At 56.8% G+C, this 13,935-nt stretch carries 19 protein-coding genes and 1 other RNA gene; 11 read left to right on the top strand and 9 right to left on the bottom strand.

The features are described 5' to 3' along the window. Nucleotides 1-112: 112 nt before the first annotated feature. Nucleotides 113-991 carry a pseudouridine synthase gene (locus Q0816_RS02280; RefSeq protein ID WP_298847167.1) on the bottom strand — a complete coding sequence of 293 codons (879 nt, stop codon included), beginning with the start codon at nt 989-991 and terminating at the stop codon, nt 113-115. On the opposite strand from Q0816_RS02280, the gene Q0816_RS02275 reads away from it, so the two are divergent. Next, complete coding sequence (locus tag Q0816_RS02275; RefSeq protein ID WP_298847164.1) at nt 990-1,454, top strand: nucleoside deaminase; 465 nt, start codon at nt 990-992, stop codon at nt 1,452-1,454. The genes Q0816_RS02280 and Q0816_RS02275 overlap by 2 nt on opposite strands. A 14-nt stretch (nt 1,455-1,468) precedes the next feature. On the opposite strand, the gene Q0816_RS02270 is transcribed toward Q0816_RS02275, so the two are convergent. Further along, the gene (locus Q0816_RS02270) at nt 1,469-2,161 is read right to left on the bottom strand and encodes a metal-dependent hydrolase (protein ID WP_298847161.1); all 693 of its coding nucleotides are present in this window, start codon (nt 2,159-2,161) and stop codon (nt 1,469-1,471) included. 60 nt (nt 2,162-2,221) lie between these two features. Between Q0816_RS02270 and Q0816_RS02265 the strand changes: the two genes are divergently transcribed. Further along, nucleotides 2,222-2,893 carry a ceramidase domain-containing protein gene (locus Q0816_RS02265; protein ID WP_298847158.1) on the top strand — a complete coding sequence of 224 codons (672 nt, stop codon included), beginning with the start codon at nt 2,222-2,224 and terminating at the stop codon, nt 2,891-2,893. An 83-nt stretch (nt 2,894-2,976) separates the two neighbouring features. On the opposite strand, the gene Q0816_RS02260 is transcribed toward Q0816_RS02265, so the two are convergent. Both Q0816_RS02260 and Q0816_RS02255 read right to left on the bottom strand, forming a co-directional pair. Continuing rightward, complete coding sequence (locus Q0816_RS02260) at nt 2,977-3,540, bottom strand: DUF4202 domain-containing protein (protein ID WP_298847155.1); 564 nt, start codon at nt 3,538-3,540, stop codon at nt 2,977-2,979. A gap of 156 nt (nt 3,541-3,696) precedes the next feature. Further along, nucleotides 3,697-3,855, bottom strand: coding sequence for a hypothetical protein (locus tag Q0816_RS02255; protein WP_298847152.1), 159 nt, complete (start codon nt 3,853-3,855; stop codon nt 3,697-3,699). A gap of 228 nt (nt 3,856-4,083) precedes the next feature. Between Q0816_RS02255 and gatC the strand changes: the two genes are divergently transcribed. From gatC to rnpB, 5 genes are all read left to right on the top strand, one after another. After that, nucleotides 4,084-4,371: an Asp-tRNA(Asn)/Glu-tRNA(Gln) amidotransferase subunit GatC gene (gatC, locus tag Q0816_RS02250; RefSeq protein ID WP_050602932.1), complete on the top strand. Its 288-nt coding sequence runs from the start codon at nt 4,084-4,086 to the stop codon at nt 4,369-4,371. A gap of 3 nt (nt 4,372-4,374) precedes the next feature. Then, nucleotides 4,375-5,862: an Asp-tRNA(Asn)/Glu-tRNA(Gln) amidotransferase subunit GatA gene (gene gatA, locus Q0816_RS02245; protein ID WP_298847147.1), complete on the top strand. Its 1,488-nt coding sequence runs from the start codon at nt 4,375-4,377 to the stop codon at nt 5,860-5,862. Between the two features lie 38 nt (nt 5,863-5,900). Continuing rightward, nucleotides 5,901-6,605, top strand: a complete 705-nt coding sequence (locus Q0816_RS02240) for a hypothetical protein (protein ID WP_298847145.1) — start codon at nt 5,901-5,903, stop codon at nt 6,603-6,605. Beyond that, complete coding sequence (locus Q0816_RS02235; protein WP_298847268.1) at nt 6,571-7,314, top strand: N-acetylmuramoyl-L-alanine amidase; 744 nt, start codon at nt 6,571-6,573, stop codon at nt 7,312-7,314. Before Q0816_RS02240 ends, Q0816_RS02235 begins: the two co-directional genes overlap by 35 nt. 12 nt (nt 7,315-7,326) lie before the next feature. Further along, an RNA gene (gene rnpB / locus Q0816_RS02230) (RNase P RNA component class A) lies at nt 7,327-7,724 on the top strand. A 6-nt stretch (nt 7,725-7,730) separates the two neighbouring features. Here rnpB and Q0816_RS02225 read toward each other — a convergent pair. The 3 genes from Q0816_RS02225 to Q0816_RS02215 all read right to left on the bottom strand — a co-directional run bounded on the left by Q0816_RS02225 (nt 7,731) and on the right by Q0816_RS02215 (nt 9,622). Next, on the bottom strand, nt 7,731-8,063 hold the full coding sequence (locus tag Q0816_RS02225; RefSeq protein WP_298847142.1) for a GYD domain-containing protein: 333 nt from the start codon (nt 8,061-8,063) through the stop codon (nt 7,731-7,733). A 67-nt stretch (nt 8,064-8,130) separates the two neighbouring features. Then, nucleotides 8,131-8,973: a DUF2182 domain-containing protein gene (locus Q0816_RS02220; RefSeq protein ID WP_298847139.1), complete on the bottom strand. Its 843-nt coding sequence runs from the start codon at nt 8,971-8,973 to the stop codon at nt 8,131-8,133. A gap of 13 nt (nt 8,974-8,986) precedes the next feature. Further along, complete coding sequence (locus tag Q0816_RS02215; protein WP_298847136.1) at nt 8,987-9,622, bottom strand: DUF1326 domain-containing protein; 636 nt, start codon at nt 9,620-9,622, stop codon at nt 8,987-8,989. A 267-nt stretch (nt 9,623-9,889) separates the two neighbouring features. On the opposite strand from Q0816_RS02215, the gene Q0816_RS02210 reads away from it, so the two are divergent. The 3 genes from Q0816_RS02210 to Q0816_RS02200 all read left to right on the top strand — a co-directional run bounded on the left by Q0816_RS02210 (nt 9,890) and on the right by Q0816_RS02200 (nt 11,615). Beyond that, nucleotides 9,890-10,597, top strand: coding sequence for a DUF533 domain-containing protein (locus Q0816_RS02210; RefSeq protein ID WP_298847133.1), 708 nt, complete (start codon nt 9,890-9,892; stop codon nt 10,595-10,597). Nucleotides 10,598-10,724: 127 nt separating this feature from the next. After that, complete coding sequence (rpmG, locus tag Q0816_RS02205) at nt 10,725-10,892, top strand: 50S ribosomal protein L33 (RefSeq protein ID WP_037309480.1); 168 nt, start codon at nt 10,725-10,727, stop codon at nt 10,890-10,892. A gap of 216 nt (nt 10,893-11,108) precedes the next feature. Next, a complete protein-coding gene (locus tag Q0816_RS02200) occupies nt 11,109-11,615 on the top strand; it encodes a hypothetical protein (protein WP_298847121.1) in 507 nt (168 codons plus the stop codon). A gap of 136 nt (nt 11,616-11,751) precedes the next feature. On the opposite strand, the gene Q0816_RS02195 is transcribed toward Q0816_RS02200, so the two are convergent. Together Q0816_RS02195 and Q0816_RS02190 are read right to left on the bottom strand one after the other, a co-directional pair. Next, nucleotides 11,752-12,531, bottom strand: a complete 780-nt coding sequence (locus Q0816_RS02195; RefSeq protein ID WP_298847118.1) for a Bax inhibitor-1/YccA family protein — start codon at nt 12,529-12,531, stop codon at nt 11,752-11,754. A 184-nt stretch (nt 12,532-12,715) separates the two neighbouring features. Then, the gene (locus Q0816_RS02190) at nt 12,716-12,970 is read right to left on the bottom strand and encodes a DUF1127 domain-containing protein (RefSeq protein ID WP_298847116.1); all 255 of its coding nucleotides are present in this window, start codon (nt 12,968-12,970) and stop codon (nt 12,716-12,718) included. Between the two features lie 81 nt (nt 12,971-13,051). On the opposite strand from Q0816_RS02190, the gene Q0816_RS02185 reads away from it, so the two are divergent. Then, nucleotides 13,052-13,933 carry a LysR family transcriptional regulator gene (locus Q0816_RS02185; protein ID WP_298847115.1) on the top strand — a complete coding sequence of 294 codons (882 nt, stop codon included), beginning with the start codon at nt 13,052-13,054 and terminating at the stop codon, nt 13,931-13,933. Nucleotides 13,934-13,935: the final 2 nt, after the last annotated feature.

The raw sequence follows: 13,935 nt of genomic DNA, 5'->3' as shown, positions 1-13,935 counted from the left end.
AGCCAGCTTTTGCACTCCGCTTCCGGACATCACGCCCCCCAAATAGCAGCATTCACAGAAAATCTAAGGGATACGCTGGCTTGGCGCTAGGGGGAAGGTTGCCAAACCTGCGTCACTTGCGGGGTTTCTTGCCGATCGGTGCCCGTTTTCTTTGCGGTCGCGTCGGGCGCTTGGGCGCACTCTCCGGTTTATCCTCGGCTTCCAGGCCAAGCTGATCCCGCATTACACGGCGGCGGATTTCTTCAACCTCACCCTGTTTCAGAGTCCCCAGTTGGAACGGGCCGTATGAAACGCGCAACAGGCGGTTCACGGTAAATCCGATATCTTCTATCGCGCGACGGATCTCGCGGTTCTTGCCTTCGCGCAGTCCGATGGTCAGCCAAGCATTTGCACCTTGTTGTCGATCAAGCGCCACGGTCATTGGCTGAAACCGCTCGCCTTCGATCACCAGGCCTTTGCGCAGTGGTTCGAAATTTTCGTCCTTGGGACGGCCATTTATGCGAACACGGTATTTCCGCAACCAGCCGGTCGAGGGCAGTTCGAGCTTGCGTTTGATGCCACCGTCATTGGTCAGCAACAACAAGCCTTCGGAATTCAGGTCCAGCCGACCGACGCTCATGACCCGTGGCATGTCGTCGGGCAGTTTGTCGAATATCGTATCGCGCCCTTTTTCATCGCGAGTCGTTGTCACCAACCCCGCAGGCTTGTGGTACAGCCACAAGCGCGATGGTTCCGGTTCTGAGACAGGTTTGCCATCGACAACAATCTTGTCCTTGGATGTGATGTTCAGGGCCGGGCTGTCGATGGTCTTACCATTGACGGCCACACGGCCTGCTTCGATCATGCGCTCAGCCTCGCGCCGCGATGCGATGCCAGCACGGGCCAGAACTTTGGCGATCCGGTCGCCAGGAGGAGGGGTCTTGTTCATGTCAGGCCCATAACGCATCCCGCGCGCTTGCGAAAGGCAGGTTTCTGATGCAGTCAGAGGCATGGTGTTCAAATCGCATATGGAACAGGCCCTGGCCGAGGCGCGCGCGGCAGCGGGTCGTGGCGAAGTACCGGTGGGGGCTGTTATTGTCGGCCCTAACGGAAGTGTTGTGGCGACAGCAGGGAACCGAACGCGCGAATTGAATGACCCAACGGCCCATGCTGAGATCATGGTCCTGCGCGCGGCCTGTGCCAAGGCGGGGTCCGAGCGGTTGCCGGACCATGATCTCTATGTGACGTTGGAGCCGTGCGCCATGTGCGCTGCGGCCCTCGCGGCCGCGCGCATCCGCCGGATTTACTATGGGGCCGCTGATCCCAAATCCGGGGGTGTGGCCCATGGGGCGCGGGTGTTTTCACACTCGCAGTCCCACCACGTGCCCGAAGTCTATGACGGGATCGCCAGTGAAGACGCTGCGGCCCTTCTGAAAGCCTTCTTCGAAGCCCGCCGCAAGGACGTGCCGGACTGATCCGGCGCGTTGCGTCAGACGGTGATAGCTTTCATGACCTCTGGTTCGATCACGTCGACCCCCGGAAGCCCATCAATCAGAGCCTGTGCGGACTGTTCAAGAATTGGGAAGGTCTTGTAATGACAAGGAATAACCGTCTTGAAGTTGAAATACCGATTGGCGGCATAGGCGGTGGCTTTCATGTCCATGGTGAAGTGTCCACCAGCCGACAGAATGCCGATATCGGGTTTGTAGTAATCCCCCATCCAGTCCATATCGGCCATGATGTCAGTGTCGCCAGAAACGTAAAGCATTTTTCCCTCAGCCGCGATCATGAAACCGACCTCGCTACCGCTAGTGCGCAGACCGTCGGGGGTTGAAAAAGTTGAGCTGTGAGAGGCCGGGACCATTGTCACCTTGACCCCTTTCAGATCGACAGTGCCGCCTTTGTTGAAGCCGATGGTTTCAATGCCTTCCGCTTCACTCCAAAATCCCATCAAGTCGTATTGACCAACAACCGGGATTTTCAGATGCTTGGCCAGCGGCAGAACATCAGCGACATGGTCAAAATGTGTATGGGTCAGAAGGATATGGGTTGCGCCGTCCAGCGCTGCATCATGCTGTTCTTCGGGCAAAACCGGGTTGCCGGTCAGCCACGGATCAATCAATAGAACCTGCCCCTGCGTTTCGATGCGGAAACTGCCATGGCCCAACCAGATAATATTCATAAATTGTTTCCTCCTGAACATACTATTGGCATCAACCTAGCATCGGCTATGTAAAATTTCATGGACTGGATTCGAGAAATTGACGGATATTGCGAACGCTTGTCGCCGGACTATTGGGCCGAGCCAATCAATGCGGCCACAAACGGGGCCTTTCTGATTTCTGCTTGGATCATGTGGCGACGGGCGCGCGATCAGGACATGCCACTGGCCATGGTTCTGGTTGCGCTTTTGGCGATGATCGGGATTGGCAGCTATCTGTTCCACACACATGCGCAGGTCTGGGCGGCCTTGGCAGATGTGGTGCCGATCCTTCTGTTCATTCTGGTCTATATCTTTGCAGTGAACAGGGACATCTGGCGGATGTCTTCTGGATTGGCTCTTGCAGGGATGCTTCTCTTTCTTCCATACGCGGCTGCCACTGCACCGCTGTTCCAACTGGTTCCGGGGCTTGGTGGGTCGGCGGCTTACGCGCCGGTTCCTTTGCTGATCCTGATCTATGCGTTCCTGTTGCGCAGTCGTGATCCGAACCTGGCCAAAGGAATGACAATCGGGGCTCTGATCCTGATCCTGTCGATCACCTTCCGCGCGCTCGACATGCCGGTTTGCGGACAATGGCCTCTGGGGACTCATTTCATGTGGCACATCCTGAACGCCATAATGTTGGGCTGGATGATCGAGGTGTATCGCGCGGCCCTGATACGGGGCCGCTTTGCAAAGGGTATTCGGTCTTGAAGGATGCGACGGTATAGCCGTTTCTGTTAGCCCGGTTACCTGGGCAAACAGTCAACACACTGCAAAACCAGATCGGTGTGTACTTAGTCCCGAAACGCTGAGGCCAAATGATCGGGAAGGTCGAATTCACTCAATACCCGCGCGCGTCCCTCCAGGGACATTTTGCGGGCAGTTTTTTCGACGATGCTCTGGATTTTCTTAACTGAGTGTTTCGCGGCAAAGGGCTGAAAATACCATTTCAGGAATACAAAGCAGATCACGTCTTCCAGCGCCTGCACCTCTTCGTCGCGTTTGATGCCTTGCTTGCGCAACATGCGCCCTGCGGCCTCGGCTTGTTCTGCGCCATAGCCTTCACGGGTCATCAGGGCCATCACCACGTCCGCGTGGTGAACCCCCTGCGCCTTGCGCCATGCCAGATAGCCCGCCCGGCCTTCCGGGTACGCATTGCGAGCAAGTTTCCATCGCTCTACATGTTGGCCGCGCGCGGCGATTTGCAAAGCATCAGAGGCTTGCGGAAACAAACGGTCCAGCTCGAAACTCATTCGTTCGCCATACAGAAGGGCTTCGGGGCGACCATTGTCGAGGTTGGGGTCGTTTTTGTTGGCTGCATCGATTGCGTCCAGAACCGCTTGTTTTTGCGTGCTCATGATCTGCTCCACTGGCTTGCCTGAACTGCGGAACTTTAGCGCAGTCCTCTTAGGTGTTCGCGAATATGCTAACGGCTTGCCTGGGGATGTGCATCCTTGAAAATTAAAAAAGGCCGGGTCAGAGAGGGGAAGTCTGACCCGGCTGGGACCTGCGCTTTACTTGGCAGGTTTAACCTGATCCTGCGTGACCGGTTCCGCGACAGGGGACGGGAAGGTCAACGTGCGTGTCAGGTTGCTTGTGTCGATACCCAAGGCCATGGCCGGTGCGGTCATAAGCGTGGCGGACAAGACTGCGGCTGTAATCAGGGGTTTCATGTTTTTTCTCCGGTTTGCGTTGTGTCGCACAATATAAAATGAACAGTACAGTTCAGTTTTCAAGTTCAAAAATGAACTAATCAGTTTACTTTTGTGCATAGCACTCATTCAGATTTGAATAGCAGGTGAAGAGCGGGGAATTCGAAACTCGGCCCCCGCCTTGCGCAGCGGTCTTGCGACTGCCGCGACAGACGGGTAAACGCCCCATAACGTAGATGAGGGAAGCCGATGTCGATTGACCAAAGCACCGCCGCCAAAGTGGCCAAACTGGCCCGGATCAAGGTCGAGGATGACGCGCTGCCGGCGCTGGCATCCGAGTTCAACACCATCCTTGGGTTCATCGAGCAACTGAACGAAGTGGATGTCGAAGGTGTCGAACCGATGGTTTCGGTCGAGCCGATGCGCCTCAAGCGCCGTCAGGACGAAGTCACCGACGGCAATCAGCAGGACAAGGTTCTGGCCAATGCCCCCGACGCGCGCGAAGGGTTCTTCGCAGTCCCCAAAGTGGTGGAGTAAGACATGAGCGATCTGAACAAACTGGGCCTGGCCGACGCCCGCGACGCGCTACGTAAAGGTGACGTGACCTCGGTCGAGCTGACCGAAGCCTGCCTGAAGGCCATCGACGACGCCGACGCGCTGAACGCTTTTGTCCACAAGACGCCCGAAATTGCACTGGAACGCGCCAAGGCCGCAGACGAGCGGATCAAAGGTGGGGATGCGCCGTCGATGTGTGGCTTGCCGATCGGAATCAAAGACCTGTTCTGCACCAAGGGCGTGCCGTCGCAAGCAGCGTCCAAAATTCTGGATGGTTTCAGGCCCGAATACGAATCTACCGTGTCGCAGCAATTGGCAGATGCCGGTGCGGTGATGTTGGGTAAACTGAATATGGACGAATTTGCCATGGGCTCGTCCAACGAAACCTCGGTTTACGGAAATGCAGTCAGCCCGTGGCGCCGCGGCAATGATGACGCGCAGCTGACACCCGGCGGTTCGTCCGGCGGCTCGGCCTCGGCGGTCTCTGCCGACTTGTGTCTGGCGGCGACCGGTACCGACACTGGCGGCTCGATCCGCCAGCCTGCCGCGTTTGTGGGCATCACCGGCATCAAGCCCACCTATGGCCGCTGCTCGCGCTGGGGAATCGTGGCCTTCGCCTCGTCGCTGGATCAGGCCGGTCCGATGACCAAGAACGTCCGCGATGCGGCGATCATGCTCGAAACCATGTGCGGCCATGACGCCAAGGATTCGACCAGTGCGGAACTGGCCGTCCCGAATTTCGAGGCGATGCTGACGGGTGATATCAAAGGCAATAAGATCGGCATCCCCAAGGAATACCGCATGGACGGTATGCCTGCAGAGATCGAAAAGCTCTGGGCCGATGGTGCCGCGATGTTGAAAGACGCGGGCGCCGAGATCGTCGATATCTCGCTGCCGCACACCAAGTATGCGTTGCCGGCCTATTATGTGATTGCCCCGGCCGAGGCGTCTTCGAACCTCGCCCGCTATGACGGTGTCCGCTACGGCCGTCGCGCGCAGTTGGCGCAGGGCGATGGCATCACCGAGATGTACGAAAAGACCCGCGCCGAAGGCTTTGGCCACGAGGTGCAACGCCGTGTGATGGTCGGTACATATGTGCTGTCCGCAGGTTTCTACGACGCCTACTACAACCGCGCGCGCCGAGTCCGAACCCTGATCAAGAAAGACTTCGAAAATGTCTTTGCCGCTGGTGTTGACGCGATTTTGACCCCGGCAACCCCTTCCGCCGCCTTCGGTCTGGGCGAAATGACCGAGGCGGATCCCGTTCAAATGTATTTGAACGACGTCTTTACGGTAACGGTGAACCTGGCTGGTCTGCCCGGTGTCTCTGTTCCCGCCGGGCTGGATGCACAAGGTCTTCCGTTGGGCCTGCAGTTGATCGGACGCCCATGGGAAGAGGGTGATCTGCTCAACACCGCCTATGCGCTGGAGAACGCCGCCGGGTTTGTGGCAAAGCCGGGGAAATGGTGGTAAGCCTCAGGCAACTGACGTACTAAACACGGAGCCAGACAATGCGCGTTTTGCTTTTGGTGCCCGCTCTGACACTGGCAGCTGCGTGCACGGACGTAGCACCGCTGACCAGCACGGGTTTCAACACGCCTGAATATCAGGCACAGAGAGAGGCTCAACTGGCGGGGCAGGGTGCGGTGGGCAACCCCTTGCTCGCTCCGGTCGACGTTTCACAACAACCACTGGGCGCTCCAGGTACAGCATCCGTCGCCACCGGTGAGAACGCCGACATCGCCAACCAAGCAGCAGCGGCATTGGCCAGCACTACCGGGCAAACCCCTGCCGTAGTGTCCCCCGTGCCTGCACCCAACAACGGCGCGATTTCGGACGAACAGGATTTCGCAGCCGTGTCGGAACGACGTAGCATCGAATCTGACGCTGCCCGGATTGAGCAAAATAGCCAGACCTACGAGCTCGTAGCTCCAACCGCCGTGCCCGAGCGGACCGCGACTAGCCAGACAAACATTGTGCAATATGCACTGAGCACGTCCAATCCGGTGGGCACGCAACTTTACAGCCGTTCTGGTTTTAACCTTCAGGCCAAGGCGCAGCGAAATTGCGCTCAATTCCCGTCACCGGATCAGGCTCAAATCGATTTCCTGTCCAATGGTGGTCCTCAGCGCGACCGCAAGGGTCTGGACCCGGATGGCGACGGTTACGCCTGTGGCTGGGATCCCAGCCCGTTCCGCAGTGCCGTCAACAACTGATCCCGTTACGCCGATCTGGCACCCATCTCCGAATTTTGGCGAACGCCGCGATGGGTTGAAACCGTCTTTGGTGGTCATTCACTACACCGCGATGCACAGCGCACAGGCCGCGCTGGACCGGCTTTGCGATCCGGAGGCCGAGGTGTCCGCGCATTACTTGATTGGGTCAGACGGGAATGTTTGGCAGATGGTACGTGAAAAAGACCGCGCGTGGCACGCGGGAGCAGGAGAGTGGCGCGGGCGAACCGATATCAACTCGCGGTCGATTGGGATAGAGCTAGACAACTCGGGGCAGGTTCCGTTTTCAGAGCCGCAAATGGCTGCTTTGGAAAACTTGCTATCGGATATTCAAGGCCGCTTAGGTATTCATCCATGGAACGTTATTGGGCATTCGGACATGGCTCCCCAGCGAAAACTTGATCCTGGCCCCAAGTTTGATTGGGATCGCCTAACGCGTCGTCGACTGGGCGTCGGGCCAGTGGTTCTCAAGGGTATTAGTCTTGATGAAATGCCGCCAGATGAAAAACACTTCGCGTTTATTGCGATGAGAGCAGGCTATCCAGAGGCCCGGACCGAGGATTTGCTGAAAGCTTTCAGAAACCGGTTTTCTCCAACGCGACGCGGCCCGCTTTCCAAAAAGGACATGGGAGACATCGAAAGGTTAGCAGGGTTGATGGAACGTCTTGACGGTATCCGAGCAGAAGTTTAGTCCGGTTCTTGCGCGGAGGGCCGGATGGCCGCTGGGGCGAAAGCCCGAGAGGAAAGTCCGGACTCCACAAGGCAACGGTGCCGGGTAATGCCCGGGCGGGGCAACCCGACGGAAAGCGCCACAGAAATCAGACCGCCCAGAACCTTGGTTCAGGGTAAGGGTGAAACGGTGGGGTAAGAGCCCACCGCGCCGCTGGCAACAGGGGCGGCACGGCAAGCCCCACCGGGAGCAATGCCAAATAGGGTCCCCGCGCGGGCCGGTCGGCGCAAGCCGATACCGCCGCTAAGCGCGTCCTGGCCGAGAGGGACCGGGTTGGCAGCTTGAGCTGTGCAGCAATGCACGGCCTAGAGGAATGGTCATCGAAGGGGGCAACCCCGGAACAAGATCCGGCTTACAGGCCCTCCGCGCATATCCTGTTAGCCTCCGGGCGGCGTATAGGCGCCAGTCAGTGACGCAGCCTTTTGCGTTATCGATGTGAACTCATCCGCAGTCCAGGCGCGGACCGTTTCTATATTCGTCACCGCACCCGACGCCGCAACGGCCATACCGACGGCCACAGCGTCCGTTCCATCCGGCACTTCGCTGATCACAACCACATCATTGCTGCCGGTTGTCATGTAGAAGGACAGCAATCTGCCCCCGACTTTCTCCAGCAAGGCTTTCACAGGGCCGGTACGGTTCTCGGTTTTCTGCAACATGCCTTTGACGCCAGCTTGCGAGTAAGATGCATAAGTTATGAAAATAGGCATTTGTTCCTCCGTTTTTGTTTAAATAGTGCAGGGGTTTCCCGTCTACCGACCCCTCGGCGGATAAGCGTCAGGTGCCGGAAAACAGGGGTGCAGTGATAAACCAAAGACCTGCACCGATCAGTGCAACCCCGGTCACCGGCGCAAGCCATCGCGCCCGGGGCAGAAGTTTTTCCAGCGCGACGTAAGCGGCAATTCCGACGATCCAATAGAGGTTCATGATCCCCCCAACGAACAGCAGAAGCATCAGGGCCCAGCAACATCCCAGACAATAGGTGCCGTGCATAGCTCCGGTGCGAATCGCGCCAAAGGTCCCGGGGCGGTTGTGATCGGCCAGGAACCGTGCAGGGCTCTGGCAGTGTCGAAGGCACGCGTTCTTCAAGCCTGAAAACTGATAGACACCCGCGACCAGCAGAACACTCCCTGCGAAGAGGCCGGAACGGATCGTCATCATCGGCCCGTCTGACAGCCCAATACTCTCCAATCCCCATTGCAGTGCAGTTGCAGTCAGACTGAATACGCCCCAGGAGACCAGATAACCTGACAAGAAACACAGGCTGAACGTTGCCGTTCGATCCTTTTCAGGCCCCATCCGCTTGATCGCGGTGAACAGAAGAACGGCAGGCGCGGCGCTTGGGGTCATCATGGCGATCATCATGACCCACCACATCAGAAAGATAAGTAAGGGGTAGGTGCCGCTCCACGTCGTTGCGGTTCCCATTTTCATGGGCTCGCCAATTGGGCCAGCCATGCGGGTCATCTCGACCGCTGACATGTTCATCCCGATCCCGGCAATCGTGTACCAGGTTGCAGCAAGAATGATCACAAGGACACTTCCCAGAACAATCGCATTGTCCTGCCGTAAAACCTGCTCAACCGTCCCAATCCGGGTCGATGTGTTCTGCCTGGCCATGACAGGTCTCCGCCTAAGCGCCTAGAACGCCATGGCCCGAGATATTCAGATGCGCCAGATGAGCATGAGTTGTGTCAAAGGTCAGGCTGATCTGACCGCCCGTTGTCTTGGCCGTGCCTGATGCAGCCTCGGCATGACGGTATTCAAAGCCATTTGGAAGTTGGATCGATGCTCGATGCGGCGCACCTGATACAATGTGGGGGATTGGATTGACCTCAACGTCAAAAACCCCGGCAACCTTTGCGTACCCGCTACGCTCTTCACGGTTCCAATCCAGCTCTATTGGAACAAATAGCGTTTCGTGTTTCGTGGGAGCCATGGCGCTGAAGACATACCAGAACGTGGCCATTTCATCGGTATCCTGACCGGTCATGATCGCTTGCAATGCTGTGCGCTGATCAGCTGTAGCGCCTTCATCGATAATCAGTTGCATCTGACCATTGCCTTCATGAATCGGCCCCGGCCAATAATAGACACCTGCCGCCCGAAGGCCGCCCAGATCTGTGTCACCATAGTGCCCACTTTGAATGTCGAAGACGACAACCGCCTCGCAATTGCCATGAGACGGAAGCACGCTGAACTGACACGGACAACCGAAGTTGCAATTGCAATTGGCCAGTTCTTCGGCCTGAATAACCCATTCTGTCATGATTGCCCCCAAGAACAGTCGCGTAAAACAAACCTGCTGAATGAAGGTCTAACCCGTTCACGCTGCCTCGGCCTTCGAGCCTGAATTCGGCTTCTTGGATGCGGGAACCTATCACGGTTTCGTGATATGTACAAACATGACGGTGAAATACACGCTTAATTTAGACGTTACAATGGACGTCAATCGCGTTGGGGTTGAACACGGTATTCGTAATTACATTCGGCTGTTAGACTTACCGGGCAAATTTGAAGAACCGGGAGGTTAGTTATGAGCTTTATGAAAACGCTTGCGTCTGTCGCTATTGGTTTTGCCGCGGCCAAAGGGATGGACAAGTATCAGAAGATGGGCGGAATGGCTGGCCTTCAGGATATGATGCAGGGCACAGGCGGCGGCTTTGGCATGGATCAGTTGGGTAAGATGGCCGAACAATTCGGACTGCCCGGTGGCGCGACGGGCCTGCAGGACATGATGGGCAAAATGGGGTTGGGCGGCTCGGCCGCAGGTGCTGCAGGTATGGGCGGGTTGCTAAACGCTATGCAGGGTGCCGCAAGAACGGGCGGTCAACAGACGAATGACTTGATGGAATCCGTGTTCAGCGGAACGCCAGCAGGCGCTGCGATGGAAGCTCAGGCCAAACTGATGCTAAGGGCGATGATCCAGGCCGCCAAAGCGGATGGTGAGCTGGATGAGCAGGAAAAGGAAACGATCCTGGGCGAGTTGGGCGATGACATAAGTGATGAAGAGCGGGCATTTGTGCAGGAACAACTGAACGCTCCGATGGATGTGATGGGCCTTGCGGCTGATTCTGGCGCTGCGCTTGGTGCGCAGATCTACGCCACGTCTCTGGCCGCGATCCGTCTGGACAACGAACGCGAGGCGTCCTACTTGCGGCAATTGTCCACCGCGCTGGGCCTTTCGGACGCTGAAAGAGATCAGATTCACACGTATATGGGTGCTCCAACCCTGCCTGGCTAAATCAGCATCCGATTCCTCGACCTGTATCATCCGATTGGTCTTGACATGGGCGGTGCAGCGCGTAAAAGCGCACGCTCATAGGAATTCAACCGAAAGGCCCCTGCCTTTTCGGACGCAGGAGATAACCATGGCGAAGCCGACGACAATCAAGATCCGTCTGAACTCGACCGCGGGCACGGGCCACTTCTACGTGACCAAAAAGAACGCGCGCACCATGACGGAGAAAATGACCATTCGTAAATACGATCCGGTCGTACGCAAGCATGTCGAATACAAGGAAGGCAAGATCAAGTAATCTGCCGTTCCATGTGGACAAATTCGAAGGGGCTCTGTCTTGCAGGGCCCTTTTTTGTTTTGTTTTCTATTCTTAGGCCAATGGCGATCAGGTTGCGTGCGCAACCGTCCGTTGCAGTGACGCATCAGCGTTTTATGCAATCGCATAGCCTGCGGCTTGCTTTTTAGGGTGCCCTGCAAGTACGCTTCAGCAAATCGCCACAAAATGTTGACCGCCATGAAAAAAATCTTGTTATCCACAATTGCCGTTCTGACCCTAGCGGCCTGTGAGGACCCGTTTGACCGCGAAGGCGTCGGGTTCACCGGAATCGATGGCGAACCGCGTACGATTTCAGACGTACCCGGTGCCGTTGCCTTCCTGCCGGACGCGACCAACGTTCCCGCAGAGCTGGCTGAGCTGCGGACAGTCACGCTGTTGGTTGACGAGGTCGACCCATCCAAAGTGGCATCGGTCGCAATCGACAACGGCGGACAGACGGCAAACAATGCAGTGCAACTTAAGGGTAGCGACACGAACCTGTTCCTGAGCACCGTCAACGTCAATGGTACCCTGTTTGGTGTGCTGCGCACGCCCACCAACAGTGTGAAAGTTGACAATTCGATCGGTGTGGGTTTCGCAGAAGAGACCGAGCGTTTTACCGGCTGTCTGCCAGCGGGTGATGTTTTCCGCAAAGGAACATCCGAGAAGAGCTCCGGCTTTGCTGTACCGCTCAACTGCAGCTAAACGAACAAACATTCCGGACGCAGAAAGCCCCGCCTCGACAGCGGGGTTTTTCATTTCTGGAGCAATAGACACCCGCTGCTTAAAGAAAAGGGCCGGTCAATGACCAGCCCCAAATCAATTCTTATGTCGTGAAGACTTATTCCTGTTGTCCCATGAACATCAGCAGGAACTGGAACATGTTCAGGAACGAGATGTACAGGCTCAGCGCGCCGTCAAAGGCCGCTTTGTCCAGCCATTCCTGATCGCCATGCGCAGCATGGGCGACGTAGGTGTTCTTGATATCCTGCGTGTAGAATGCGGTCAGACCGGCAAAAATCAGAATGCCGATGGCCGAGATCGCCATCATCATCACACCTGATTGCAGGAACAGGTTGACGATCATTGCAACCAGAAGACCGATCACACCCATCATCAGGAAGGTGCCCATGCCGCTGAGGTTACGCTTGGTGGTGTAGCCATAAAGGCTGAGGCCAGCAAAAGCGATCGAGGTCACCAGGAAAGTCTGAGCAATCGAGTATGGCGTGAAGACCATAAAGATCGAGCTCATCGAAACGCCCATTACCGCAGCGAAGGCAAAGAAGCCAAGCTGAACCGTTGCGGCCGAACCACGGCGCATCAGCGCGCCCCAGCCAAAGAAGATAAAGGCCAGCGGCGCAAACATGACCACCCACTTCAGGGGCGACAGGAACAGCGTGCCACCAAGGCTGGTCAGGTAACGATCGGCGCCAATCTGTGCGACTGCGTTTGAGGGATCGCTTGTAACTGCAAGCCCGGCAATCGCCCAAGCCGCCAGTGCTGTGATCAGCATGCCGACGGACATTGTGCCGTAAACTTTGTTCATGTGGGCGCGCAGGCCCTGATCAATCTCGGCGGCGCGCGTGCCGGATACCGTCCGGATCGTGTCGAATTGTGCCATCAAAGGGTCTCCCTTGTCGTCCAGATAATTCGCCCCGGCGATGCGGGGCGGTTTTCTCCCTAAATATCGGCAACTAGAGGCAGTGTTTCAAGAGATTCCGACCGAAAACCGAATAAAACACGCAACAAAAATTGCGATAGGCGACTCCGGGGCACCTATCGCCTTATAAATAAGAGTTTCACGGTTATCTTTTCCAGAATTGAGGTGCATCCCAGAAAGAACGTTTCGCTTCTGCGGAGGCCTCAGCGCGGGTGATACCGATATCTTCCAGCGCAGCGTCGCTTAGTTGCGCCAGTTTGCGGCGCTGACGGGAGAGTGCGAACGCTTGAGTGATCAGCGTGACCAAAGACCGTTTGGCAGGCTTGCAAGGGTGATGAATTGCGAGTTGGGTCATAATCTTTGTCCTTTCTTCTTTCTTGATGGTTTCGCCGAGTGTCATCAATTTCCTTGATTGATATGGGGCAATGTGACATATTTTGAAAACGAATATTTATGATGAGATACATAAGGAATCGTGAACATGCGAAATTTGGACATTACCACCCTGCGATCCTTTGTGGCGGTTGCGGATCAGGGCGGCGTCACGCGTGCCGCAGGATTTCTGCACCTGACTCAATCTGCCGTTTCTATGCAGTTGAAGCGGCTGGAGGAGCTGTTGGGTCTGGAGTTGCTGGATCGCAGCGGCAGAACAATTGCCCTGACTGCATCCGGCGAGCAGCTGTTGGCGTACGCGCGCCGCATGATTGCGTTGAATGACGAGGTTATCTCGAAACTCACCGATCAGGCCTTTGAGGGCGAGGTGGTTCTGGGGGTTCCCCATGACATCGTTTACCCTGCGATCCCTCGGGTCCTGCAACGGTTCAACGCGGATTTTCCGCGTGTCAGGGTGCAGCTTGTGTCGTCATATTCGCTGCAGCTGAAGGAGATGTACAAGCGTGGCGAATGTGACGTGATCCTGACGACCGAGCCGTCTTCGGCTGAGGGGGCGGAAACCATTGCGGAACTACCGCTACGCTGGATTGGCGCTCCGGGTGGATCAGCATGGCGTAAGCGTCCTCTGCCCTTGGCGCTTGGACGTCGCTGCCTGTTCAGGCCACAGGTCATTTCAGCGCTGGACGCTGCCGGAATACAATGGGAGCTGTCGGTGGAAACTGAAAACGACCGCACGATTGAAGCCACGGTCAGCGCCGATCTGGCGGTGCACGCAATGCTGGACGGGACTGAGACCGCGTATCTTGAACAGATCGACTCGGGCGGTGCTCTGCCGGATCTGCCTGCGCATATGATCAACCTCTACGGTGGTGAGTCGGGCCGGGATGCGGTTGTCGAGGCGCTGGCCCAGTTGGTCCGTCAGAACTTCAAGCTTTTGGGCGGTACACAGCTGCGGGCCGTGGTCGGGTGATT

It is taken from the genome of uncultured Ruegeria sp., from assembly GCF_947497005.1.
Taxonomy (GTDB): domain Bacteria; phylum Pseudomonadota; class Alphaproteobacteria; order Rhodobacterales; family Rhodobacteraceae; genus Ruegeria.
This window is presented reverse-complemented; position numbering and strand designations above follow the sequence as displayed.